General features: G+C 69.4%; 18 protein-coding genes and 1 pseudogene. 10 read left to right on the top strand and 9 right to left on the bottom strand.

Annotated features, from left to right (window positions below; all coding sequences use genetic code 11):
- Positions 1-2 precede the first annotated feature (2 nt).
- The 4 genes from RGD00_RS01945 (at position 3) to RGD00_RS01930 (ending at position 6,301) form a co-directional block, all read left to right on the top strand.
- Positions 3-1,235, top strand: coding sequence for an N-acetylmuramoyl-L-alanine amidase (locus RGD00_RS01945; RefSeq protein ID WP_310455464.1), 1,233 nt, complete (start codon positions 3-5; stop codon positions 1,233-1,235).
- Between the two features lie 285 nt (positions 1,236-1,520).
- Positions 1,521-4,073 carry a penicillin-binding protein 1A gene (locus RGD00_RS01940; RefSeq protein ID WP_310455463.1) on the top strand — a complete coding sequence of 851 codons (2,553 nt, stop codon included), beginning with the start codon at positions 1,521-1,523 and terminating at the stop codon, positions 4,071-4,073.
- Between the two features lie 97 nt (positions 4,074-4,170).
- Positions 4,171-5,298, top strand: a complete 1,128-nt coding sequence (gene prfB / locus RGD00_RS01935; protein ID WP_310455462.1) for a peptide chain release factor 2 — start codon at positions 4,171-4,173, stop codon at positions 5,296-5,298.
- Between the two features lie 226 nt (positions 5,299-5,524).
- On the top strand, positions 5,525-6,301 hold the full coding sequence (locus tag RGD00_RS01930) for a DUF2189 domain-containing protein (protein WP_310455461.1): 777 nt from the start codon (positions 5,525-5,527) through the stop codon (positions 6,299-6,301).
- Between the two features lie 229 nt (positions 6,302-6,530).
- Here the strand turns inward: RGD00_RS01930 and RGD00_RS01925 are convergent, their stop codons facing one another.
- From RGD00_RS01925 to RGD00_RS01910, 4 genes are all read right to left on the bottom strand, one after another.
- The gene (locus tag RGD00_RS01925) at positions 6,531-7,019 is read right to left on the bottom strand and encodes a bactofilin family protein (RefSeq protein ID WP_310455460.1); all 489 of its coding nucleotides are present in this window, start codon (positions 7,017-7,019) and stop codon (positions 6,531-6,533) included.
- Positions 7,009-8,349 (bottom strand): DUF5930 domain-containing protein, encoded by a 1,341-nt coding sequence (locus RGD00_RS01920; protein ID WP_310455459.1) that lies wholly within the window; start codon positions 8,347-8,349, stop codon positions 7,009-7,011. Before RGD00_RS01920 ends, RGD00_RS01925 begins: the two co-directional genes overlap by 11 nt.
- A 218-nt stretch (positions 8,350-8,567) precedes the next feature.
- Complete coding sequence (locus RGD00_RS01915) at positions 8,568-9,392, bottom strand: ferritin-like domain-containing protein (protein WP_310455458.1); 825 nt, start codon at positions 9,390-9,392, stop codon at positions 8,568-8,570.
- Complete coding sequence (locus RGD00_RS01910) at positions 9,389-9,853, bottom strand: peroxiredoxin (RefSeq protein WP_310455511.1); 465 nt, start codon at positions 9,851-9,853, stop codon at positions 9,389-9,391. Before RGD00_RS01910 ends, RGD00_RS01915 begins: the two co-directional genes overlap by 4 nt.
- A gap of 231 nt (positions 9,854-10,084) precedes the next feature.
- On the opposite strand from RGD00_RS01910, the gene RGD00_RS01905 reads away from it, so the two are divergent.
- The 5 genes from RGD00_RS01905 (at position 10,085) to lpdA (ending at position 17,904) form a co-directional block, all read left to right on the top strand.
- Positions 10,085-13,309: an AsmA-like C-terminal region-containing protein gene (locus tag RGD00_RS01905; RefSeq protein WP_310455456.1), complete on the top strand. Its 3,225-nt coding sequence runs from the start codon at positions 10,085-10,087 to the stop codon at positions 13,307-13,309.
- 114 nt (positions 13,310-13,423) lie between these two features.
- Positions 13,424-14,494: a tRNA preQ1(34) S-adenosylmethionine ribosyltransferase-isomerase QueA gene (queA, locus tag RGD00_RS01900; RefSeq protein ID WP_310455454.1), complete on the top strand. Its 1,071-nt coding sequence runs from the start codon at positions 13,424-13,426 to the stop codon at positions 14,492-14,494.
- A gap of 52 nt (positions 14,495-14,546) precedes the next feature.
- Positions 14,547-15,791 carry an MFS transporter gene (locus tag RGD00_RS01895; RefSeq protein WP_310455452.1) on the top strand — a complete coding sequence of 415 codons (1,245 nt, stop codon included), beginning with the start codon at positions 14,547-14,549 and terminating at the stop codon, positions 15,789-15,791.
- Positions 15,792-15,867: 76 nt separating this feature from the next.
- Positions 15,868-16,440 (top strand): DUF924 family protein, encoded by a 573-nt coding sequence (locus RGD00_RS01890; protein WP_310455451.1) that lies wholly within the window; start codon positions 15,868-15,870, stop codon positions 16,438-16,440.
- Between the two features lie 66 nt (positions 16,441-16,506).
- The gene (lpdA, locus tag RGD00_RS01885) at positions 16,507-17,904 is read left to right on the top strand and encodes a dihydrolipoyl dehydrogenase (RefSeq protein WP_310455449.1); all 1,398 of its coding nucleotides are present in this window, start codon (positions 16,507-16,509) and stop codon (positions 17,902-17,904) included.
- 131 nt (positions 17,905-18,035) lie between these two features.
- Here lpdA and RGD00_RS01880 read toward each other — a convergent pair whose 3' ends face one another.
- Positions 18,036-18,392 (bottom strand): rhodanese-like domain-containing protein, encoded by a 357-nt coding sequence (locus RGD00_RS01880; protein WP_310455448.1) that lies wholly within the window; start codon positions 18,390-18,392, stop codon positions 18,036-18,038.
- A 192-nt stretch (positions 18,393-18,584) separates the two neighbouring features.
- Here RGD00_RS01880 and uvrA point away from each other — a divergent pair, with 192 nt between their 5' ends.
- A complete protein-coding gene (gene uvrA, locus RGD00_RS01875; RefSeq protein WP_310455447.1) occupies positions 18,585-21,443 on the top strand; it encodes an excinuclease ABC subunit UvrA in 2,859 nt (952 codons plus the stop codon).
- 34 nt (positions 21,444-21,477) lie between these two features.
- Here uvrA and RGD00_RS01870 read toward each other — a convergent pair whose 3' ends face one another.
- The 4 genes and pseudogenes from RGD00_RS01870 to RGD00_RS01855 all read right to left on the bottom strand — a co-directional run bounded on the left by RGD00_RS01870 (position 21,478) and on the right by RGD00_RS01855 (position 24,851).
- Positions 21,478-21,681, bottom strand: a complete 204-nt coding sequence (locus RGD00_RS01870) for a YgaP family membrane protein (RefSeq protein WP_310455445.1) — start codon at positions 21,679-21,681, stop codon at positions 21,478-21,480.
- A gap of 102 nt (positions 21,682-21,783) precedes the next feature.
- Entirely contained in the window at positions 21,784-22,731 is a 948-nt protein-coding gene (mmsB, locus tag RGD00_RS01865; RefSeq protein WP_486662124.1) for a 3-hydroxyisobutyrate dehydrogenase, read from the bottom strand.
- Positions 22,717-23,706 (bottom strand): annotated as a pseudogene (locus tag RGD00_RS01860) (enoyl-CoA hydratase/isomerase family protein); the annotation flags it as partial. The gene mmsB and the pseudogene RGD00_RS01860, both read right to left, overlap by 15 nt.
- Entirely contained in the window at positions 23,703-24,851 is a 1,149-nt protein-coding gene (locus RGD00_RS01855) for an acyl-CoA dehydrogenase family protein (protein ID WP_310455444.1), read from the bottom strand. The pseudogene RGD00_RS01860 and the gene RGD00_RS01855, both read right to left, overlap by 4 nt.
- Positions 24,852-25,041: the final 190 nt, after the last annotated feature.

Below are 25,041 nucleotides of genomic sequence, written 5' to 3'. Positions count from 1 at the left end.
GGATGCGGGTGCTGGCGGCCCTCTGGGCGGTGCTGTGGCTGGCGATGGCGGGGATGGCGGCGGGGCAGGGCCTTTCGGCGCTCGCGCGGCTCGACCCCGCAGGCTCGCGGCTGCGCGACGCGGGCGGGGGGATCGCGCTCGACCTCGCGCTCAGCCAGCCGGTGCCGTGGCGCGTGCGGGTTCTGGATGCGCCGCCCCGGCTGGTCGCCGATTTCCGCGAGGTGGACTGGGGCGCGCTGGACCGCACGCCCTTCGGCACCAGCCAGCGGGTGCGCGACCTGCGGGCGGGGCCGCTCGCCCCCGGCTGGTCGCGGCTGGTGCTGGAACTCGACGGCCCCTATCGCGTGGCCGAGGCCGAAATGCGCACCGGCGCGGACGCGGCGGGGGGCGCGCTGGTGCGGCTGCGGCTCGACCCCACCGACCCGGCCGATTTCGCCGCCCGCGCCGCGCTGCCCGACCCCGAACATTGGGCGCTGCCGTTGCCGCGCCCGGCCGAAACCGCCGAACCCCGCCGCCGCCACCGGGGCGAGGGGCCGCTGACCGTGGCGCTCGACCCCGGGCATGGCGGCATCGACCCGGGCGCGGAACGCGGCGGCAAGACCGAGGCGGCCCTGATGCTGACCTTCGCGCGCGAACTGAAAGAGGCGCTGGTGCGCGCCGGCGGCTTCAGCGTGGTGATGACGCGCGAGGCGGATGTGTTCGTGCCGCTGGAAACCCGCATCGCCATCGCCCACGAACAGGGGGCGGATGTGTTCCTGTCGCTGCACGGCGATGCCGCGGCCGAGGGCGAGGCGACGGGCGCCACCGTCTATGTGCTGGCCGATGAAGCGTCCGACGCGGCCTCTGCCGCGCTGGCCGAACGCCACGACCGCGACAGCCTGCTGGCGGGGGTGGACCTCAAGGGCCAGGACGACGTGATCGCGGGCGTGCTGATGGACATGGCGCGCCGCGAAACCGCGCCGCGGTCGGACCGGCTGTCGGCGGCGCTCGTCGCCGCCATCGCGGCCGAGGGCCTCGGCCTGCACAGCAAACCCCGGCGGGGCGCGGCCTTTTCGGTGCTGAAATCGCCCGACATCCCTTCGGTGCTGATCGAACTGGGCTACATGTCCTCGCCGCGCGACCTGGATCGGCTGTCCGACCCGGCTTGGCGCGCGCGCATGGCCGGGGCGATCGCGGCCGCCTTGCGCGACTGGTCGGTGGCCGACGCCGCCGAGGCCGCGCTGCTGCGGCAATAGACCGGCGCCGCGCCTGGCGGCGGGGGCAGGACCGGGGCGCTGCCCCGGACCCCGGAGTATTTGGGAAAAGATGAAGCCGCACGGGAGGGCTGCACGCCCGCCTTCACTTTCTGTCCTTAAATATCCCGGGGTCCGGGGCAGCGCCCCGGCGCTGTCCTCCAGACCGGGCACTGCGCGCGGATGTGATCGCCTGCCGCGGCGGAATCCGGCGTGCGGGGCTTGCGGGGCTTTGACCGGGTGGCGGCCTCTCTGTATAGACGGGGGATGCGAAAAGGGGGATTGCGCGTGATCCGCTTCATCGGCTCGTTCTTCGGGTCCATCTTCACCTTCGTCACGCTGGTGGCATTGTTCGGGGCGCTGACCGTGGGCGGCGTGCTGTGGTTCTATTCCCGCGACCTGCCCAGCCACGAGAGCCTGGCGCAATACACCCCCCCCACGATCAGCCGCATCTATTCCGGCGAGGGCCGGATGATCGACGAATTCGCCCACGAACGCCGCATCTTCGCCCCCATCGAGGAAATCCCCGACCTGGTGAAGCACGCCTTCATCTCTGCCGAGGACAAGAACTTCTACCACCACAAGGGTTATGACGCGCGCGGCATGGCGGCGGCGCTGATCGAGGCGGTGCGTTCGCGCGGGCAGAACCTGCGCGGCGCCTCGACCATCACGCAGCAGGTGATGAAGAACTTCCTGCTGTCGGGCGACCGCAGCATGGAACGCAAGATCAAGGAGATCATCCTCGCCACCCGGATCGAGGAGGCGCTGCCCAAGGACAAGATCCTCGAGCTTTACATGAACGAGATCTTCCTCGGCCAGAACAGCTATGGTGTCGCCGCCGCGGCGCAGACCTATTTCAACAAGACGCTGGCGCAGCTGGAACCGCAGGAGGCCGCGATGCTGGCCGCGATGCCGCAGGCGCCGAGCCAGTACCACCCCGTCCGCGCCAAACAGCGCGTGACCGAGCGGCGCAACTACGTGCTGCGCGAGATGTACGAGAACGGCTATATCGACCGCGAGGCGATGGAGACCGCCCTCGCGCAGCCGCTGAAATCGGTGCAGAACGGCGACTATCCGGCCTTCCGCGACAGCCTGCCCTCGCGTGATTATTTCACCGACGAGATCCGCCGCCAGCTGTCGGGCAGCTTCGGCGAGCAGGAGTTTTTCGGCGGCGGGCTGACGATCCGCGCCACGGTGGACCCCGACCTGCAACAGGTGGCGGCGCGGGCGTTGCGCGCGGGGCTGGAACGCTATGACCGGTCGATGGGCATCTGGCGCGGCACGCGCAAGACCGTCGATCCCGCGCGGCTGACGACCGAGGCCGACTGGCGGGCCGCGCTGGCCGAGGCCGAGGCGCCGCGCGACATCGACGGCTGGCATCCCGCCGTGGTGCTGGAGATCGGCAAGACATCGGCCCGCATCGGCATCGAGGGCGTGGCCGAGGACGAGGACGGCCATTTCATCCCCGCCGAGGACGTGACCTGGGCGCGCAAGCGGCAGGCGGACGGGCGGCTCGGCCCCAAGGCCAAGGTGCCCGGCGATCTGGTCGCGGTGGGCGATGTGGTGCTGGTGCGCGCGGTGACGAAGGAGGACGGCAGTTTCAGCCGCTGGTCGCTGCGCCAGGTGCCCGAGGTGCAGGGCGGCTTCATGGCGATGGACGTGAACAACGGCCGCGTCGTCGCCATGCAGGGCGGTTTCAGCTATCAGGATTCGGTCTTCAACCGTGCCACGCAGGCGCAGCGGCAGCCGGGATCCAGCTTCAAGCCCTTCGTCTATGCCGCGGCCCTCGATTCCGGCTTCACCCCCGCCACCATCGTCGTCGACGCGCCGATCGAGGTGGACACCCCGCAGGGGCTGTGGAAGCCCAAGAACGCCTCGAACAGGTTCTACGGCCCCACCCCGGTGCGCACCGGGATCGAGCAGAGCCGGAACCTGATGACCGTGCGGATCGCCCAGGAAATCGGTATGGATGTGGTGGCCGCCTATGCCGAACGCTTCGGCGTCTACGACCGGATGGGGCAGTTCCTGGCCAATGCGCTCGGGTCCGAGGAAACGACGCTCTACAAGATGGTCGCGGCCTATGCGATGTTCGCGAATGGCGGCGAACGGGTGGAACCGACGCTGGTCGACCGCGTGCAGGACCGTTGGGGCCGCACCGTCTATCGCCACGACCAGCGCGAATGTACCGATTGCCGGCTGGCGAGCCTGGACCCCGGCGCGGTGCCGCATGTCGTGTCGAAACGCGAACGCATCATGGACCCGGTGACGGCCTATCAGCTGACCTCGATGATGCAGGGCGTGATCCAGCGCGGCACCGGGCGCGGCATCAACGTGGGCGTGCCGATCGCGGGCAAGACCGGCACCACCAACGACGCCAAGGACGTGTGGTTCATCGGCTATTCCTCGAACCTCGTCGCCGGCTGCTACATCGGCTACGACCAGCCGCGCAGCATGGGCAGCGCCTCGGGCGGGGGGATGTGCGGGCCGGTGTTCGAAACCTTCATGCGCGAGGCGGTGAAGGAATACGGCGGCACGAACTTCAAGGTGCCGCCGGGGGGGTATTTCCTCAAGATCGACCGTTTCACCGGCGCGCGCCTGCCCGACGACGCCAGCGGCGATCATGTCGTGGCGGAATATTTCCGCGAGGGCGAAGAGCCGATCTTCGGCCTGGGCGCGCTGGTGGACGGCGGTTTCGCCATGGGGTCCAACCTGCCGCTCTTCGCGCATGGCGAGACCGACGGGGCAGAGGGCGACGCCGCCGTCACCACCGCCAGCGGCAAGACCAGGGTCATCCCGAAGAAGGCCGATTTCGGGTCGATGAGTTCCGGCGGGCTTTACTGAGCCACGCCTTGCGCGGCCCCGGGGCCGCGCGTATATCGGGGCCGCGCCGGCCCGGCGCCTTCCGGCCCGCCCCATCCATCCGCCCCGCGAGGATCCCATGCGCGCAGAGACGCAAAACCACATCGACGCGATCGGCAAGTCCCTTCGCCTGTTGGCGCAGCGGATGGACTGGGACACCGCGCCCCACCGGCTGGAGGAATTCGACGCCCTGATCGAGGCGCCCGACCTGTGGAACGACCCCGCCAAGGCGCAGAAGCTGATGCGCGAACGTCAGGCGCTGATCGACGCGGTGACGGTCTACCGGCGGATCGACCAGGGGCTGCGCGACAATGTGGAACTGATCGAACTGGGCGAGGCCGAGGGCGACGCCGAGATCGTGGCCGAGGCCGAGGCGGCGCTGAAGGCGCTGGTCGCGGAAGCCGCGGCGAAGGAACTGGAGGCACTGCTGGACGGCGAGGCCGACAGCAACGACACCTTCCTCGAAATCAACGCCGGGGCGGGTGGGACGGAAAGCTGCGACTGGGCCAGCATGCTGGCGCGGATGTATGTGCGGTGGGCCGAACGCAAGGGCTACAAGGTCGAACTGATGGCCGAAAGCGCCGGCGAAGAGGCGGGGATCCGGTCGGCCACCTACAAGATTTCCGGGCACAACGCCTATGGCTGGCTGAAGTCGGAATCGGGCGTGCACCGGCTGGTGCGGATTTCGCCCTACGATTCGGCGGCGCGGCGGCACACGTCGTTTTCCTCGGTCTGGGTCTATCCGGTGGTGGACGAGAATATCGAGATCGAGATCCCCGACCGCGACATCCGCATCGACACCTACCGGTCCTCGGGCGCGGGCGGCCAGCACGTGAACACCACCGACTCGGCGGTGCGGATCACCCACATCCCGACGAATATCGTGGTGACAAGCTCGATGAAGTCGCAGCACCAGAACCGCGAGATCGCGATGAACGCCCTGCGTTCGCGCCTTTACGAACTCGAACTGCGCAAGCGGACCGAGGCGATCAGCGCGCAGCACGACGCCAAGGGCGATGCGGGCTGGGGCAACCAGATCCGGTCCTACGTGCTGCAACCCTACCAGATGGTGAAGGACCTGCGCACGGGGGTGGAAACCTCGGACACGCAGGGCGTGCTGGACGGCGATCTGGATCCGTTCATGGCCGCGACGCTGGCGATGGACCTGTCGGGCAAGTCCCGCGCCGAGGCGCAGGCGGACGTCTGATCTTTGACCTGCGCAGGTTCCGATCCCCTGCGGTTGGCCCGGTGGACGGTGCAGGAGCCTCCGGCGGGGATATTTGCGGACAGAAAATGACGCTGGCGCGCCTGTGCCGAAGGGGCGTGCGGCTTCATCCTGCCTGAAAGACCCCCGCGGGGCGCGCGGCGGGCGGGCAAATCCCTTGCCGGGAATCGCGGCGCTTTCTAGCCTCGCCAAAACGGGGAGAGAGACGATGACCGAACAGGGTTTCCTGCCGCCTTCGGCGGTGCCGGGGGTGCGGCTGCTGACGCTGACCGACCTGCGCGCCGCGCTGGCGCAGGGAGGGCGCGATTTCCTGCGCGCGCCGCTTTACGGGCTGTTCTTTTCGGCGGTCTATGTCGGGGGCGGCATCCTTCTGTGGTGGGCGCTGACGGCCTCGGGGCAGATCTGGTGGACGATCCCGGTCACGCTCGGCTTTCCGCTGCTCGGGCCCTTCGTCGCGGTCGGGCTTTACGAGGTCAGCCGGCGGATCGAGGCGGGGGCGCGGCTCGACTGGCGGGGGGTTCTGGGGGTCGTCTTTCGCCAGAAGGACCGGCAGATCCCCGCGATCGCGGCGATCATCGTGGTGTTCTTCCTGTTCTGGAACTTCCTCGCCCATATGATCTTCGCGCTGTTCATGGGGTTGCAGGTGATGACCAATGTCAGTTCGTCATGGGAGGTGTTCCTGACCCCGAACGGGATTGCGATGATCGCGGTGGGCACCATGGTGGGCGCGGTCTTTGCGGGGCTGCTGTTCGCGCTGACGGTGGTCAGCCTGCCGCTGCTGCTGGAACGCGAGCTGGATTTCGTCACCGCGATGCTGACCAGTTTCGCCTGTGTGCGCGAAAACCCCGGGGTGATGCTGGTCTGGGGGATCACCATCGCGGTGCTGCTGTTCGCGGGGATGGTGCCGATGTTCCTCGGCCTTTTCGTGGTGCTGCCGGTGCTGGGGCATGCGAGCTGGCATCTCTACCGCCGGGCGCTGGACTAGGGCCCTTGCCCGAAGGCTGGCCCGGGGGAGGGCGCAGGAGCCTCCGGCGGGGATATTTGGGGACAGAAAATGACGCTGGCGCGCCTTTGCCGGACGGGCGCGCGGGCTTCATCCTGCCCGAAATACGCCTGCGCGGCGCGCCGCCGACAGCGGCCACGGGACCATCCGGGGCCCGGAAAGCAGAACGGCGGCCCGGGGGCCGCCGCGGAACCGGGCAGGGGGGCGGCGATCAGATCTCGCCGCGCTGGATGCCGGGTTTGGCGGCGCCGGCCGACAGCGGGTCGTCCTGACGCTGGACCGAGCCCTCGAAATGGGCGCCGCTTTCGATGGCGATGGTCTTGTGGATGATGTCGCCCTCGACCCGCGCGGTGGAGGTGAGGCGGACCTTGAGGCCGCGCACCCGGCCGATCACCCGGCCGTTGATCACGATGTCGTCGGCCACGATCTCGCCCCGGATGGTGGCGCTTTCGCCGACCGTCAGCAGATGGGCGCGGATGTCGCCCTCGACCACGCCTTCGACCTGGATGTCGCCGGTGGTCTTGAGGTTGCCGACCACCGTGAGGTCCGACGACAGGACCGAGGCGGCGGGTTTCGCCTTGTTGGGGGCGGCGGGGGCGTAATCGGTCTTGGGGGCGGCGGTCATTGCGTCTGGCACCTTCTTTTCCGCCTCGGGGGCCTGCTTCGGACCGGGCTCGTTGATCCTGCTTTTAGAAAACATTGGTCGCTGCCTTGATGTAGGTCATCGGATTGACGGGTTTGCCGCCGACCCGAACCTCGTAGTGAAGATGGGTCCCGGTCGAGCGTCCGGTGTTGCCCATATCACCGATCCGGTCCCCGCGCGAGACCGATTGTCCGCTTTTCACCCGGATTTGCGAAAGATGCGCATAGCGCGTCTCGATCCCGAAGGCGTGGCGGACGGTGACGACGTTGCCGTAGCCGGTATGCCAGCCCGCCTCGACCACCACGCCGTCGGCGGTGGAATGGATCGGCGTGCCGCGCGCGCCGGCGAAATCGGTGCCGGCATGCATGCGCGTGCCCTTGCCCTTGGGGTCGCGGCGGAAGCCGAAGCCGCTGGTGAAGCGGTAGCTGCCGCGCACCGGATTGGCGAAGGGCACCTTCTGCGTCGCGATCCGGTAGAGCGCCATGCGGTCGAATCCCTGCAGGATCGCATCGGCGCGCAGGGCATGGGGGTCGGGCACCTCGCCCTTGGTCGAGATGCGCAGCGGCGTGACCGGCCCGCCCTGGCCGGAATAGCCGCGCCGCACCTCGCGCAGGACCTGTTCGGGGTTGAGCCCGGCAGACCGGAACATGCGGTCCAGCGGTTCCATCGACACCGACACGGCCTCTTCCAGCCGGGTGAAGATCTGGTCGTTGCGTTCTTCCAGCAGGCGTTTTTCCAGCGCGATCAGCCCGGCCTCGTGCCGCGCCTCGACCGCCGCAGAGGCGAGATGGTCGCGTTCGGTGGCGATCGCGCCGAGCGTGCCGGCCAGAACCGTCATCGTATCCTCGACCTCGCGCGCGCGGGCGGCCAGCGGGCTGCCCTCGCCGCCCTGTTCGGCCAGCGCCACGCGCAGCTCGGATGCATCGGCCCGCGCTGCGTCGCGTTCGCCGATCGTGCGGCGGAGCGTCTGCTGCACCACGTCGAGGCCGGTCTCGACCTCTTTGCGCCGGTCCTCCGAGGCGAGCAGGAGCGACTGCATCTGCGACACCTTGGCGAGCGCGAGGTTGAAGCGTTCCTGCGCGCTCAGCGCCTCGTCGGCGCGTTCGTCGCGCTGGCGGGCCAGCATGTCGAGCCGGGTTTCATAGGCGATCCGTTCGCGCGCCGTCTGTTCGCGCGCCGATCCGGCGCCGAGGCTGTCGACCATCACCAGCGCCGTCGCCACCACCGCCCAGGCGAAAAGCGACACCCCCCCCGCCAGCGCCGCGACCTGCGTGACCGGGCGCAGGCGGATGAACCGCGTTTCGGTTTCGGATTTCAGGAACAACCGCTGTTCGGGGAACCTTTTTTCCAGCGCGTGGTTGATGCGGTGGAGTATGCGTCTTGGCATCGGCGGCATCCCATCTGGGTGGCGGCGCGGTTGCGGCCGCCCCGGTGTGGTCTTTCCAGTCTATCGCACGGATCCCGGAACCGCTGTCCCCGGTCGCCGGTACGGGGTGATTAGCGGTCGGCTGTCATCCATGGCAACATTTTTGACAAATAGCGGGCGGCGCGGCGCCGATCTGTGCGGATTTGGGCGGAAACCTGCCGATCTGCCTGCGGACCGCTTCAATCTGCCGCAGGCGGGGCGGCATCGGCCAGCGGCCAGTAGAAATCGGGCGGCAGGCCGGCCTCGGCGCGTTTTTCCTCGTTGAAGGGGGGCTTCAGCGTGGCGTGGAAATGGCGGCGGACCAGCGCGTGGAACACCTCCTTGGGGTCGAGGTCGTGGCGCCCGCAGAGGAAATGGAACCATTTAGAGCCATAGGCGACATGGCCCACCTCTTCCGCATAGATCGTTTCCAGCGCCGCCATGGCCTGCGCTTCGCCGGTGCCGCGGAAGATGTCGATCATCTGCGGCGTCACGTCGAGGCCGCGCGCCTCCAGCACCATCGGCACCACGGCGAGCCGCGCCATCAGGTCGCCCGCCGTATCCTCTGCCGCGCGCCACATGCCCGCATGGGCGGGCAGGGCGCCGTAATGGCTGCCCATGGTTTCCAGGCAATCGGCCAGCAGGGTGAAATGCTTCGATTCCTCATCCGCCGCCTTCACCCAGTCGTCGTGGAAACCGGGCGGCATGGGGATATGGGCGAACCGCGCCACGATGTCCCAGTGCAGGTCCACCGCGTTCAGTTCGATATGCGCGACGGCATGCAGCAGCGCGACGCGCCCGGCCAGCGTGCCGGGGCGGCGGCGGGGCATGTCGCGCGGGGCCAGCAGTTCGGGGCGCGCGGGCCGCGCCGGGCGGTCGGGGGGCAGGGCGGCGCCGAGGGGCAGGGGGGTGCCCTGCGCCCGCGCGGCGAACCACAGCGCGGCGTTGCGGCGCGACAGCGCGGTCTTTTCGCGCGCGTCGGCGGCGGTCAGCACCGCCACCGCCAGATCGGTCAGCGTGGTCATGCCAGCGCCTGCGCCGCCGCCAGCACCTCTGCCACATGGTCCTTGACCTTGACCTTGCGCCAGACCTGCGCCACGCGGCCCGCACCGTCGATCAGGAAGGTCGCGCGCTCGATCCCCAGGAAGGTCTTGCCGTACATGGATTTCTCGACCCAGACGCCCCAGTCCTCGCAGGTGGTGGCATCTTCGTCCGAGGCGAGGATGACGGCCAGCCCGTGTTTGGCGGCAAAGCGGTCGTGGCGCGACACGCTGTCCTTGGAAATGCCGATGACGGTGGTGCCCGCGGCGGCGAAAGCGGCGACGGCGGCGGTGAAATCCAGCGCCTCGGTGGTGCAGCCGGAGGTGTCGTCCTTGGGGTAGAAATAGACCACCGCCTTGCCGGGGCGCAGCGCCGACAGGGTGATGCTGCCGCCGCCGTCGCGGGGCAGGGTGAAATCGGGGGCCGGGTCGCCGGGGACGGGCATGGGCATATCCTCGCTCAGGTCACGGAACATTTGGTGTTCTAGCGGGAATTGCGGGAATATAAAGGCCCCGGGCAGGCCGGGGAAACCGGCGACGGACGGGCGATGGGTGCAGCAGAGCATATGTCGGGCGGAACCGGCGCAGTTACGGCTGCGCCGCCGCAGGGCGTACCCGGGGGGGCGCCGCCTCCCGGGCGGACCCCCCGGCGCGTCGCGCGTGCGCTGCGCCGTCTGGTGCTGTGGCCCGTGGCCGCCTTCGTCGTGCTGGCGGGGGGGCTGGCGCTGGCCGTGGCGCTGTGGGGCGGGCGGCCCGTCGTGCTGCCGGTCTGGGCCGTGGCGGAAACCGAGGCGCGGGTGAACCGGCTGCTCGACGGCCATGCGGCTGTGGCGCTCGGCGGGGTGGAACTGTCGCTCGACGGGATCCGGGCGGCCGGGCTGCGGCTGGAGGATCTGCGGGTCATGGCCCCCGATGGCCGGCTGCTGGCGCAACTGCCCGAACTGACCGCCGCCTTCGACGCCCCGGCGCTGCTGAAGGGCGACATCCACCCCGAGGTGCTGCGGCTGGTCGGCGCGCAGGTCACGCTGCGCCGCGCGGCGGACGGAACCCTCGATCTGGGTGTGGGCGAGGGGATGCTGGGCAGTGCGGGAGCGGCCACGCCCGGGGCGCTGCTCGACGTGCTGGGGGGCGTGTTCGACCTGCCCGCCCTGCGGCAACTGGAACGGATCGAGGCGGAGGCGGTCACGCTCACGCTCGACGACCGGCGGGCGCGGCGGGTGTGGACGGCGGGCGACGGGCGGCTGTCGCTGACCCGCGACGACGCGGCGCTGGTGCTGGAGGCGGGGCTGGGCCTCGTCGCCGGGGGCAGCGCGCATGCGCGGGCGCAGATGTCGGTGGTGATGGACCGCGCCAGCGGCGAGGCGCGGGTGGCCGTGGGGCTCGATCAGGTGGCGGCGCGCGATCTGGCGGCGGTGGCGCCGGTGCTCGGCTGGCTCGGCGTGCTGGAGGCGACCTTCGCGGGCGAATTGCGCGCCAGCCTCGACGCCGCGGGGGCGCTGACCGGGCTCGACGGCGCGCTGTCGAGCGGCGCGGGCGCCCTGCAACCCACCCCGGGCGCGGCCCCCATCGCCTTCGACCGCGCGGGGCTGCGCTTTGCCTATGACCCGGCGGCCGAACGGATCAACTTTTCCGAACTGGCGGTGGAAAGCGCCACCCTGCGGCTGAAGGCTGCGGGGCACAGCTATCTGGACGCCATCGTGGACGGCCGCCCCGGCGCCTTCATCGGTCAGGTGCAGATCACCGAGATGCGCATCGACCCCGAAGGCATGCTGACCGAACCGCTGCGGTTCACGCAAGGCGCGCTGGACGCGCGGCTGCGGCTCGACCCGTTCGAACTGTCGATCGGCCAGCTGTCGCTGGTGGGCGAGGGCCACCGGCTGCTGGTCGCGGGGGGCGTGTCGGCGGGCGAGGCGGGCTGGACCGTCACCGTGGACGTGGACATGGACGAGATCGCCCATGACCGCCTGCTCGCGCTCTGGCCGGTGCGGCTGGTGCCGCGCACGCGGGCCTGGCTGGAACAGAACGTGCAGGAGGGCCGGCTGTTCGACGTCAAGGGCGCGCTGCGCATCCGCCCGGGGCAGGAACCGCGGCTGACGCTCGGCTATGAATTCGCGGGGGCGGATGTGCGGATCCTGCGCACCCTGCCGCCGATCCGCGACGGTTTCGGCTATGCCACGGTACAGGACAACACCTATACGATGGTGCTGGACCGTGGCCATGTCACCCCGCCCGAAGGGGGCGATGTGGCGGTGGGCGGGTCGGTGTTCCGCGTGCCCGACATCACGCAGAAACCGGCGCAGGCGCATATCACGCTGAAAACCGACAGCACCATCACCGCGGCGCTGTCGATGCTGGACCAGCCGCCCTTCGGCTTCATGTCCAAGGCCGGGGTCGCGGTGGACATGGCCGAGGGCCGGGCGGTGCTGACCACCGAAATGGACCTGCCGCTGTTGCCCAAGGTGCAGGTGTCCGACGTGGACTACCGCGTCGGCGGCGAATTGCGCGAGGTCGCGACCGACCGCATGGCCCCGGGGCGGCGGCTGGCGGCGCCAGTGCTGGCCTTGCAGGCCGACCCGCGGGGGATCACCATCGCCGGGCAGGGCACCATCGGCGCGCTGCCCTTCAGCGCGACATGGCGGCAGGATTTCGGGCCCGGGACGGCCGGGATCAGCAGCGTTGCGGGCTCGGTGCCGCTGGACGGGCGGTTCCTGTCGGAATTCGTGCCGGGGATCGCCACGAACAGCCTGTCGGGCGAGGGCGTGGCGGATTTCACCATCGCGCTTGCCCGCGACGCGCCGCCCCGGTTCACCCTGACCTCGACGCTGGAACGCAGCGCGATGCGCATCGCCGAAATCGGCTGGTCGAAACCTGCCGCCGCATCGGGGCGGCTGGAGGTTGCGGGCACACTGGGCCGGCCGGCGGTGGTGGACCGGCTGGCGCTGACCGCGCCGGGGCTGCGGGCCGAAGGCGCGGTGCGGCTGCGGGCCGAAGGCGGGCTCGACCGGCTGAGCCTCGACCGGCTGGATCTGGGCGACTGGCTGCGGGCCAAGGCCGAACTGGTCGGGCAGGGTGCGGGCCGCGCGGCGCAGGTGCGGGTGACGGGCGGCACCGCCGACCTGCGCCGCCTGCCCGAGGGCGGCGCAGGGGGCGGCGGCGGTGCGGGCACCACGCTGGCCGTGACGCTCGACCGGGTGCAGGTCACGGAGGGGATCGCGCTGACGGATTTCCGCGGCGATCTGGGCACCCGGGGCGGGCTGCGCGGCACCTTCGCGGGCCGCGTCAACGGCGCCGCCCCGGTCGAGGGCCGCATCGACACCACCGCCGCCGGCACCGCCTTTCGCGTCGCCGCCCGCGATGCGGGGGCGGTGATGCGCGCCGCCGGGATCTTCGACAAGATGCGCGGCGGCGCGATGGATCTGGTGCTGACCCCCACCGGCGCGCGCGGCCATTACGAGGGCACCGTCGGGTTGCGCAGTTTCCGCGTGCGCAACCTGTCGGTGCTGGCCGACCTGCTGAACGCGGTCAGCATCGTGGGGCTGCTGGAACAGTTGCAGACCTCGGGCCTTGCGTTTTCCGAAGCCTCGGGCCGGTTCCGCCTGACCCCGGTGGGGATGGAACTGCGCGAGGGCGCGGCGGTCGGCGCGTCGTTCGGGGTGACGATGGAGGGGCTTTATACCTTCGCGAACGCGCAACTGGACCTGCGGGGGGTGATTTCGCCCTTCTACCTCGTCAACGGGATCGGCAGCGTGCTGACCCGCAGGGGCGAGGGCGTGTTCGGCTTCAACTACCGCATCCGCGGCACGGCAGAGGCGCCGCAGGTCAATGTGCGCCTGTTGTCGGTGCTGGCCCCGGCGTTTTTCCGCGAGCTTTTCCGCAAGCCGCCTGCGAGCCTGCCGGAATAGGCCGGGGCGGCCGCCCCAAAATTTTTCGGACGAAAAATTTTGCCCCACCCCCGCGCGGCGTTGATCCGGCAAAGTCCCCTTCCGGCGGGGTGCGCACCCGGCTAGAAGGCAGGCATGAAACTGTCCGATTTCGATTTCGACCTGCCCGAGGCGCTGATCGCCACCCGTCCCGTGCGCCCGCGCCCGGCGGCGCGTCTGCTGGTGGCCGAGGGCGATGCGATCCGCGACCTGCATGTGCGCGACCTCGTGGACCTGTTGCGCCCCGGCGACCGGCTGGTGCTGAACAACACCCGCGTGATCCCGGCGCGGCTGACGGGCGAACGCCATCGCGACAGCGGGCAGGGGCCCGTCACCGCGCGGGTGGAGGTGACGCTGCTGGAACCCGCCGCCGAGGGCTGGCGCGCCATGGCCAAGCCGCTGCGCAAGGTTCGGGTGGGCGAGGTGATCCGCTTTTCCCCCCGCCTGTCGGCCCGCGTGGCGGAAAAGGGCGAAACCGACCTGCGGCTGGTGTTCGACGCCACCGGGGCCGCATTCGACGCCGCGCTGGCAGAGGCGGGCGCGATGCCGCTGCCGCCCTATATCGCCGCCCGCCGCGCCCCCGACGCGCAGGACGCAGAGGACTACCAGACCGTTTTCGCCCGCCATTCCGGCGCGGTCGCCGCCCCCACGGCGAGCCTGCATTTCGACGCCCCCCTGCTGGCCGCGCTGGCCGCCAGGGGCGTGGATTTCACCGAGGTCACGCTGCATGTCGGCGCGGGCACCTTCCTGCCGGTGAAGGTCGAGGATGTGACCACCCACCGCATGCATGCCGAATGGGGCGAGGTGTCCGAACGGGCGGCGGCAGAGATCAACGCCACCCGCGCCGGGGGCGGGCGCATCATCCCCGTCGGCACCACCGCCCTGCGCCTGATCGAGTCGGCGGCCGACGACGCCGGCTGCATCCACCCCTGGCGGGGCCCCACCGATATCTTCATCTACCCCGGCTACCGTTTCCGCGTCACCGATGCGCTGATGACCAACTTCCACCTGCCGAAATCGACGCTGATGATGCTGGTCTCGGCGCTGATGGGGGTGGGGCGGATCCGGCGGATCTATGCCCATGCGGTGGCGCGGGGGTATCGGTTCTTCTCCTACGGCGATGCCTCGCTGCTGATCCCGGGCGGGGACGGCGGGGACAGAGGCTGACAGCCGCCCTCGCCCGGGGCATGATCGGCGGGACGGATAGAGGAGTCGCGCGATGATCCGGGTTGTGGCGTCGTCCTGGGCGCTATTGCTGGGGGTGCTGCTGCTGATGGTCGGCAACGGCATGCAGGGCACGCTTCTGGGCCTGCGCGGCGGGATCGAGGGCTTCACCACCGCGCAGATGTCGGTGGTGATGGCCTGCTATTCGGTGGGCTTTCTGGGCGGATCGCAACTGGCGCCGGAAATGATCCGCCATGTCGGCCATGTGCGGGTGTTCGCGGCGCTCGGATCGCTCATCTCGGCGGTGCTGATCCTGTTTCCGGTGTTTCCCGACTGGATCGCCTGGTCGGTCATGCGGCTGTTGCTGGGGTTCTGCTTTTCGGGGGTCTATGTCACCGCCGAAAGCTGGCTGAACGATTCCGCCACCAACGAGACCCGGGGGCGGACGCTTTCGGCCTATATGATCGTGCAGATGGTGGGGATCACCGCGGCGCAGGCGCTGCTGCTGGCAGGGGATCCTTCGGGGTATCTGCTGTTCGTGATCCCCTCGGTGCTGGTGTCGCTGGCCTTCACGCCGATCCTGCTGTCGGCCTCGCCCGCGCCTGCCTTCGGGGCGGTGCGGCCGATGGCGTTCCGGGCGCTGTTCCGCGGATCGCCCCTTGGCTGCGTGGGGATGTTCCTGACCGGGGCGGCCTATGCGGGGCTGGCGGGGATGGCGGCTGTCTGGGGCACGCAGGTGGGGCTGTCGGTGGTGCAGATCTCGGTCTTCGTCGGCGCGATCTTCGTGGGCGGCATGCTGTTCCAGTATCCCATCGGCTATGCGTCCGACCGGATGGACCGGCGGCTTCTGATCCTGATCCTGTCGGCGGCGGGCGTGGTGGCGGTGGTCTGGCCCACGCTGCACCAGCCCGCCTTCTGGCCGCTGGTGGTGCTGGTGCTGATCCTCGGGGGCGTGCTCAACCCGCTTTATGCGCTGCTGATCGCGCATGCCAACGACTTTCTGGACAATGCCGACATGGCGGGCGCCTCTGCGGGGCTGATCTTCCTTTACGGGCTCGGCGCGATCGCGGGGCCGCTGGTGACGGGCTGGATGATGGACCGGATCGGGCAGGGCGGGTTCTTCGCCTTCGTGGGCCTCGCGCTGCTGGTGCAGGCGGCCTATGCCGGCTGGCGCATGACCCGCCGCCCCGCGCCCGCCGTGGCCGACACCGGCGCCTTCGCGCCCCTGGCCCCCACCGCATCCGCACTGGCGGTCGAGGCGGTGATGGCCCCGCCCGAGACCCGCGACGACCGGGGCTGAGCGTCGCGTTGCGCGGGGGGCCGAAACCTGCCACGCTGGCTGTCCCGAATGGATGCCCGAATGGATGGAGAACGCCATGTCAGACCCCGCCGCCGTGCTCGACTTCTGGCTGGGCGAACTGGAACCGGCGCAATGGTACGCCGTGGACCCCGCGCTGGACGACGATATCCGCGCGCGGTTCGCCGATCTGTGGCAGGCCGCGGCCGAAGGCGGGCTCGACCACTGGATCGAGGGCGCGGCGGGCAGCCTCGCCTTCATCGTGCTGACCGACCAGTTTCCGCGCAACATGTGGCGCGGGTCGTCCCGGGCCTTCACCACCGATGCGCTGGCGCTGGCGGCGGCGAGGCGCGCCGTGGCCGCGGGCTGGGACATGGACGCGCCGGAGCCCGAGCGGCAGTTCTTCTACCTGCCCTACATGCATGCCGAGGATGCCGCCGATCAGGCCGAATGCATCCGCCTGATCGGCGAACGCATGCCGGACACCGGGGCCGGCAACCTGCTGCACGCCCGCGCCCATGCCTGGGTCATCGACCGCTTCGGCCGCTTTCCCTACCGCAACGCCGCCTTCGGCCGGGCGACGACACCCGAGGAACAGGCGTTTCTGGATGCGGGCGCCTATGCCGCCGCGGTCAGGGAGGTTCAGGGCTGAACGGGGCCGCATTGCACCCGTTTTCAGGATAGTTTAACGTCAAACCACTTTTTCAGGGGGAACCGCATGGCCGCAAAGACCTTCGACATGATCGTGATCGGCGCCGGGCCGGGCGGCTATGTCGCCGCCATCCGCGGCGCGCAGCTTGGCCTGAACGTCGCCATCGTGGAACGCGAGCATCTGGGGGGCATCTGCCTCAACTGGGGCTGCATCCCGACCAAGGCGCTGTTGCGGTCGGCCGAGGTGTTCCACCTGATGCGCCGCGCCAAGGACTTCGGGCTGAAGACCGACGGCATCGGCTACGATCTGGATGCGGTGGTCGCCCGGTCGCGCGGGGTGGCCAAACAGCTGTCTGGCGGCATCGGCCATCTGATGAAGAAGAACAAGGTGACGGTGTTCATGGGCGCGGCCAGCCTGCCCGGCAAGGGCCGGGTCACGGTCAAGACCGACAAGGGGGTGGAGGAACTGGCGGCCCCGGCCATCGTGCTGGCCACCGGCGCGCGGGCGCGCGAACTGCCGGGGCTGGAGGCCGACGGCGATCTGGTCTGGACCTACAAACACGCGCTGCAACCCAAACGGATGCCGAAAAAGCTGCTGGTCATCGGGTCGGGCGCCATCGGCATCGAATTCGCCAGTTTCTTCAACACGCTCGGCGCCGATGTGACGGTCTGCGAGGTGATGGACCGCGTGCTGCCGGTGGAGGATGCGGAAATCAGCGCCTTCGCCAGGAAAGCCTTCGTCAAGCAGGGGATGAAGATCCTCGAAAAGACCACCGTCAAGACGCTCGACCGCAAGCCGGGCACGGGCGTCACCGCGCATCTGGAGGATGCGAAGGGCACCACGACGGAAGGTTTCGACACGGTGATTTCCGCCGTCGGCATCGTCGGCAATGTCGAGGACCTGGGGCTGGAGGCATTGGGGGTCAAGATCGACCGCAGCCATGTGGTGGTGGACGCCTTCTGCCGCACGGGGGTGGAGGGGCTTTATGCCATCGGCGACATCGCCGGTGCGCCGTGGCTGGCGCACAAGGCCAGCCATGAAGGCGTGATGGTGGCCGAACTGATCGCGGGCGGGCATCCGCATCCCATCAGGCCGAACACGATTGCCGGCTGCACCTATTGCCATCCGCAGGTCGCATCGGTCGGCCTGACCGAGGCGAAGGCGAAAGAGGCCGGGCACGAGGTGCGCGTGGGCCGTTTCCCCTTCATCGGCAACGGCAAGGCCATCGCGCTTGGCGAGCCCGAGGGCCTGGTGAAAACCGTGTTCGACGCGAAGACGGGCGAACTGCTCGGCGCGCATATGGTGGGGGCCGAGGTGACGGAACTGATCCAGGGCTATGTCGTCGGCCGCACGCTGGAAACCACCGAAGCCGAACTGATGGAAACCGTGTTCCCGCATCCGACGCTGAGCGAGATGATGCACGAATCGGTGCTGGACGCCTGGGGCCGCGCGCTGCACATCTAGGGGCCCTCCCGCCCGTCCGCGATGCAAAAGGGCCCCTCGGGGCCCTTTTTCACCACGCCCGGTTGGGCCGGGCCGCGCCTGCGGCGCGGCGGGACGGAAAATTTTTCGTCCGAAAATCTTGTGTGCCCCGGTCAGCGGCAGGTCTGGCCGCCGCCCGCGCACCAGTCGCCGAAGCCGCCGATATTGTAGACCTCGCGATAGCCGAGCTTCATCAGCAGTTCCGCCGCCATCCCCGACCGCCCGCCGGCCGCACAGTAAAGCGCGACGGGCCGGTCCGGGTCCAGCGCGGGGTCGTGGCCGGGGTGGCGCGGGTCGGCCTTGATCGGCAGCAGCGCCAGCGGCACATGCAGCGCGCCCCTGGCCGTGCCGCTGGCGCGCAGTTCCGCCGCCTCGCGCACGTCGATGACGGTCAGGTCGCCGCGCGCATGGCGGGCGACGGCCTCGCAGGGGTCGATGCGCTGGACGCGGGATTTGCGCAGGCCGAACATGGCGGATCCTCTCGGGTGACTCGGGATGGGCTCAATAAATTCACAAACAGGAATATGTTCAAGCGGAATCGCCTCACGTCCCCGCGATTTTCGGCCGGTAATGGTAAAAGTTCACTTAATGTTCACGCTTTCGGGTTGGAGACTCGGCCGACATCCGCTATCTGTGGCCTGCACGAGGGCGCGGGGATGGCCATGACGGAACAGAAGTTCATCGAGGTGCGCGGCGCGCGCGAACACAACCTCAAGAACATCGACGTGAAGATCCCCCGCGACCGGCTGACGGTGATCACCGGGCTGTCGGGGTCGGGCAAGTCCAGCCTCGCCTTCGACACGATCTATGCCGAGGGCCAGCGGCGCTATGTCGAAAGCCTGTCGGCCTATGCGCGCCAGTTTCTCGACATGGCGGGCAAGCCGGATGTGGACCATATCAGCGGCCTCAGCCCGGCGATTTCCATCGAACAGAAGACGACATCGAAGAACCCCCGGTCCACCGTCGGCACGGTGACGGAGATCTACGATTATCTGCGGCTTCTGTTCGCCCGCGTCGGCGTGCCCTATTCGCCCGCCACCGGCCTGCCCATCGTCGCCAGCCAGGTGCAGGACATGGTGGACCGGGTGATGGCGCTGCCCGAGGGCACGCGCGGCTATCTGCTGGCCCCGATCATCCGCGACCGCAAGGGCGAATACCGCAAGGAAATGCTGGAACTGCGCAAGCAGGGGTTCCAGCGCGTCAAGGTGGACGGGGCGTTCCACGACCTCGACGAGCCGCCGGTGCTGGACAAGAAGCTGCGCCACGACATCGACGTGGTGGTGGACCGGATCGTGGTGCGCGCGGGGCTGGAGGTGCGGCTGGCCGACAGCTTCCGCACCGCGCTGAACCTTGCCGACGGCATCGCCATCCTCGAGACCGCACCGCAGGACGGCGAGCCGGAACGCCATGTCTTCAGCGAAAAGTTCGCCTGCCCGGTCAGCGGCTTCACCATCCCGGAAATCGAGCCGCGGCTTTTCTCCTTCAACGCGCCTTTCGGGGCCTGCCCGATCTGCGACGGTCTGGGGGTGGAGCTGTTCTTCGACGAACGCCTCGTGGTGCCCGACCAGTCGCTGACGCTGTTGGGGGGCGCCATCGCGCCCTGGGCCAAGTCGAAGTCGCCCTACTTTACCCAGACCATCGAAGCCCTTGCCGCGCATTACAAATTCGACAAGCGCAAGAAGTGGAAGGACCTGCCGGAAAACGTGCAGAACCTGTTCCTGCGCGGATCGGGCGGCGAGGAGATCCTGTTCCGCTATGACGAGGGCGGGCGGGTCTATCAGGTCTCGCGCGTGTTCGAGGGCGTGATCCCCAACATGGAACGCCGCTACCGCGAAACCGACAGCGCCTGGGTGCGCGAGGAATTCGAACGCTACCAGAACAACCGCGCCTGCCATGCCTGCGGCGGCTACCGGCTGCGGCCCGAGGCGCTGGCCGTGAAGATCGCCGGCCATCACATTGGCCAGGTTGTGGAAAAGTCGATCCGCGAGGCGCTGGCCTGGGTCGAATCCGCCCCCGAAACGCTGAGCGCGCAAAGCAATGAGATCGCCCGGGCGATCCTGAAGGAAATCCGCGAACGCCTTGGATTTCTTGTCAATGTCGGGCTCGACTATCTGACGCTTTCCCGCAATGCGGGTACGCTGTCGGGCGGCGAAAGCCAGCGCATCCGGCTGGCGAGCCAGATCGGGTCGGGCCTGACCGGGGTGCTTTACGTGCTGGACGAGCCCTCCATCGGGCTGCACCAGCGCGACAACGACCGGCTGTTGCAGACGCTCAAGAACCTGCGCGATCAGGGCAATACCGTGCTGGTGGTGGAACATGACGAGGACGCGATCCGCGAGGCGGATTATGTCTACGACATCGGCCCCGGCGCGGGCGTGCATGGCGGGCGGGTGGTGGCGCATGGCACCCCGGCCGAAATCATGGCCGACCCGGCAAGCGTGACGGGCCAGTATCTGGCCGGTACCCGGTCCATCCCCGTGCCCCGGGGGCGGCGCGATGGAAGCGGGAAAAAGCTTGTCGTTGTGGGAGCTTGCGGGAACAACCTCAAGAACGTCACGGTGGATTTCCCGCTTGGGCGGTTCATCTGCGTCACCGGCGTGTCGGGGGGCGGCAAGTCCACGCTGACGATCGAGACGCTGTTCAAGACCGCCTCGATGCGGCTCAACGGCGCGAAACAGACGCCCGCCCCCTGCGAGACGATCCGGGGGCTGGAACATCTGGACAAGGTGATCGACATCGACCAGCGCCCCATCGGCCGCACCCCGCGGTCGAACCCGGCCACCTATACCGGCGCCTTCGACCCCATCCGCGACTGGTTCGCCGGCCTGCCGGAGGCGCAGGCGCGCGGTTACAAGCCGGGGCGGTTCAGCTTCAACGTCAAGGGCGGGCGGTGCGAGGCGTGTCAGGGCGATGGCGTCATCAAGATCGAGATGCATTTCCTGCCCGATGTCTATGTCACCTGCGAGACCTGCAAGGGCGCGCGCTACAACCGAGAGACGCTGGAAATCAAGTTCAAGAACAAGACCATCGCGGACGTTCTTGACATGACGGTGGAGGATGCGCAGGGCTTCTTTTCCGCCGTGCCGGCGATCCGGGAAAAGATGGATGCGCTGGTGCGGGTCGGGCTCGGCTATATCAAGGTCGGCCAGCAGGCCACGACCCTTTCGGGGGGCGAGGCGCAGCGGGTGAAACTGTCGAAGGAACTGGCGCGCCGGGCCACCGGGCGGACGCTCTACATCCTCGACGAACCGACCACGGGGCTGCATTTCGAGGATGTGCGCAAGCTGCTGGAAGTGCTGCACGAACTGGTCGATCAGGGCAACACGGTGGTGGTGATCGAACACAACCTCGACGTGGTGAAGACCGCCGACTGGATCATCGACATCGGCCCCGAAGGCGGCGATGGCGGCGGGCAGGTGGTGGCGACCGGCACGCCCGAGGATGTGGCGCGGGTGGCCGAAAGCCATACCGGCCGTTACCTCGCCCCCCTGCTGAAACGCGGGCGGATGGCGGCGGAATAGGCCGGCCGGCAACCGGCCGGCCCGGCTGCGTCGCTCAGCCCCTGGTTCGGCAGGTGCTGATGCCCAGAAGCGAATAGGCCGGGCAGGTGGACAGAAGCCCGGTCAGCAGGGGCAGGATGCCGAGAAGGTAGAGCCAGCGATAGCGCGCATCGGTGTCGAGGAAGAAGCCCAGGATCAGGGCAAGACCCACGACGATGCGGACGATGCGGTCGATGGTGCCGACATTGGTCTGGAACATGTTCGGTCCCCGGTACGGGCGGCCCGCCTGCCGGGCCGCGGGGCCATCATGCCACGCGGCAGGCATTCACGAAAGCGAATGCTTGCCGCGCCCCCCCCCCGTTCAGCCGCGCCCGCGCCCCTCGAACCGCGGCAGCATGGCGGAAAAGTCGCGGCCCCGCCCGTCCTCTTCCTCGACGAAGCGGCGGTAGAGTTCGGCGGCAAGCGCGCCCAGGGGCGTGTCGGCATCCACGCTTTCGGCGGCCTGTTGCGACAGCCGCAGGTCCTTGAGCATCAGTTCGGCGGCGAAACCGGGGCGATAGCCGTTGTCGGCCGGGCTTTGGGGGCCGACGCCGGGGGCCGGGCAATAGGCGTTCATCGACCAGGAATAGCCCGACGAGGTGGAAACCACATCGAACATCCGCGCGCGGTCCAGACCCAGCTTGTCGGCCAGCGCGAAGGCCTCGCAGGTGACGATCATCGTGGCGCCGAGGATCATGTTGTTGCAGATCTTGGCCGCCTGTCCCGCGCCCGCGCCGCCGCAATGCACGGCCTTCTGGCCCATGATGTCGAACAGCGGCAGGACGCGGGCGAAGGCGGCATCCGGCCCGCCGACCATGAAGGTGAGCGTGCCCGCCGCCGCCCCGCCCACGCCGCCCGACACGGGGGCATCGAGCGCCGAAAGCCCCGCTGCCTCGGCTTGGTCCGCCACCGCGCGGGCGCTGTCGACATCGACGGTGGAACAGTCGCAGAAAACCGCGCCGCGCCGCATGGCGGGGATCACCTCTGCCGCCACCGCGCGCAGGATCGCGCCGTTCGGCAGCATGGTGATCACCACATCCGCCCCCCGCGCGGCCGCGGCGGCGCTGTCGGCGGGTGTCACCCCCGCGGGCATCTGGCCGGTCACGTCGAAGCCGGCGACGCGGTGGCCCGCCTTTACCAGATTGGCCGCCATCGGCGCGCCCATGTTGCCGAGGCCGATGAACCCAACCCGCAGCGGCCGGGCATCGGCAAAGCGCAATTCGTCCTCGCCCAGGGGGGCGAGCAGGGCGGCGACCTCTTCGGCCGTCACCTCCTCGGGGGCGGCATGCTGCCAGCGGGGGCTGCGGTCCTTGTCGATGATCTGCGCGCGCACGCCTTCCAGAAAATCGGTGCGCCCCTTTTCGGCGGCGCGGAAGGTGAAGCGGAACTCGCGCACCAGCGCCTCGCGCAGCCCGTCGCCGGGGGCGGTGGCGGCGATCAGCGCCCGGGTGCAGACCATCGACAGGGCCGAATTGCGCCGGATCGCCTTGGCGGCCAGCACCGCCCAGTCATGGGGCAGTTCGTCCAGCCGGGCCAGCGTCGCGGCCGGATCCTCGCCGTCGAAGGCCGCGTCGATGTCACCGGCGGATTCGGCGAACAGGCCCGGGGCCGGTTGCTGCGCGCTGGCGGCGACCAGCCCGGCATCGCCGGTTTCCACCAGTTGCGCCACCAGCGCGGGCCATTCGTCCTCGGGCAGGTAGTGGTCGGCGAAACCGGCGCGGATCGCGTCGTCCGGCCCCATCCGCGCGCCCGTCAGCCCGAGGTAAAGGCCGATCCGCCCCGGCGCCCGCGCCAAGAGCAGTGTGCCGCCCACATCGGGGATCAGCCCGATGCCGCATTCGGGCATGGCGATCTGGGTGGTGTCGCCCACCACCCGGTGGCTGACATGACCGCCGAGCCCCACGCCGCCGCCCATGACGATGCCCTGCATCAGCGCCACCACGGGCTTGGGATATTCGGCGAGCTTGGCGTTCAGCCGGTATTCGTCGCGCCAGAAGTCGCGCCCGACCGAAGGATCGCCCGCCTTGCCGGCATGATAGACCGCGGCGATGTCGCCCCCGGCGCAGAAGGCGCGTTCGCCCTCGGCGTCGATCACCACCAGCGCCACCGCGGGGTCGGTGCGCCAGGCATCCAGCGCGGCCTCGATCGCAAGGCACATCGGATGGCTCAGCGCGTTCAGCGCCTTGGGCCGGTTCAGCGTGATGCGGCCGGCGCGGCCGTCGATGCGGGTCAGAACATCGGTCATGGGGTCTCCGCCAGCAGGGCGCGCGCGGTGATCACGCGCATGATTTCGTTGGTGCCTTCGAGGATCTGGTGCACCCGCAGGTCGCGGACGATCTTCTCGATCCCGTAATCGGCCAGATAGCCGTAGCCGCCGTGCAGTTGCAGGCACTGGTTGGCGACCTCGAAGGCCGCATCGGTGACATAAAGTTTGGCCATCGCGCAGAAGGTGGTGGCATCCGGGGCGCCGGTGTCAAGCTTCCACGCCGCCTGGCGCAGGAAGACGCGGGCCGATTGCAGCCGTACCTCGCAATCCGCCAGCCGGAACTGCAACGCCTGGAACTGGTCGAGCGCCTGTCCGAAGGCGCGCCGGTCGGCCATATAGGCGCGGGTGCGATCGAACGCCGCCTGCGCGCCGCCAAGCGCCGAGGCGGCGATATTCAGCCGCCCGCCGTCGAGCCCCGCCATGGCATAGGAAAACCCTCGCCCTTCCTGCCCCAGAAGGTTTTCGGCCGGCGTGGCGCAGTCGTCGAACTGCACCTGCGCCGTGGGCTGCGCGCGCCAGCCCATCTTGTCCTCCGCCGCGCCGAAAGATAGACCCGGCGCGCCCGCCTCGACCAGCAGGGCGGAAATGCCGCGCGGCCCCTCGCCCCCGGTGCGGGCCATGACCAGATAGACATCCGAATAGCCGCCGCCGGAAATGAACGCCTTGGTCCCGTCCAGCCGGTAGTCCCCGCCCGCGCCCCGCGCCGCCCGCGTGCGCAGCGCGGCGGCGTCGGACCCGGATCCGGGCTCGGTCAGGCAATAGCTCGCCACCTTGCGCAGCGCGCAGAGATCGGGCAGCCAGCGCGCGCGAAGCGCGTCATTGCCGTAGCGGTCCACCATGGCCGCGCACATGTTGTGGATCGACAGGAATGACGCGACCGCCGGGCAGGCCATCGCCAGCGCCTCGAACACCAGGGTGCCGTCGAGCCGCCCTAGCCCCGCCCCGCCATAGTCTTCGGCCACATAGAGCCCGCCGAGCCCTAGGTCCGCCACCCGCGGCCACAGGTCGCGCGGAATGGTGCCCGCCGCTTCCCAGGCGCGGGCATGGGGCGCGATCGCCTCTTGCCCGAAGGCATGGGCCATGTCGAAGATCGCCTGCTGTTCCTCGCTCAGGCTGAAGTCCATCGGTGCCTCCTCCGCCACGATAGCCGCCGCGCCCCCCTCCGCCGTCCCGCCCGCGGCACGCGCAGGAGCCTCCGGCGGGGATATTCAAGGACAGAAAGTGGACGGGGGTGCGCCCTTCCTCATTTTCTGTCTGAAAATATCCTCAGGGGGTGAATTGGCGCAGCCAAGAGGGGGCAGAATGCCCCCTGCG

The organism is Ruixingdingia sedimenti (assembly GCF_031432425.1).
Taxonomy (GTDB): domain Bacteria; phylum Pseudomonadota; class Alphaproteobacteria; order Rhodobacterales; family Rhodobacteraceae; genus Ruixingdingia; species Ruixingdingia sedimenti.
This window is presented reverse-complemented; position numbering and strand designations above follow the sequence as displayed.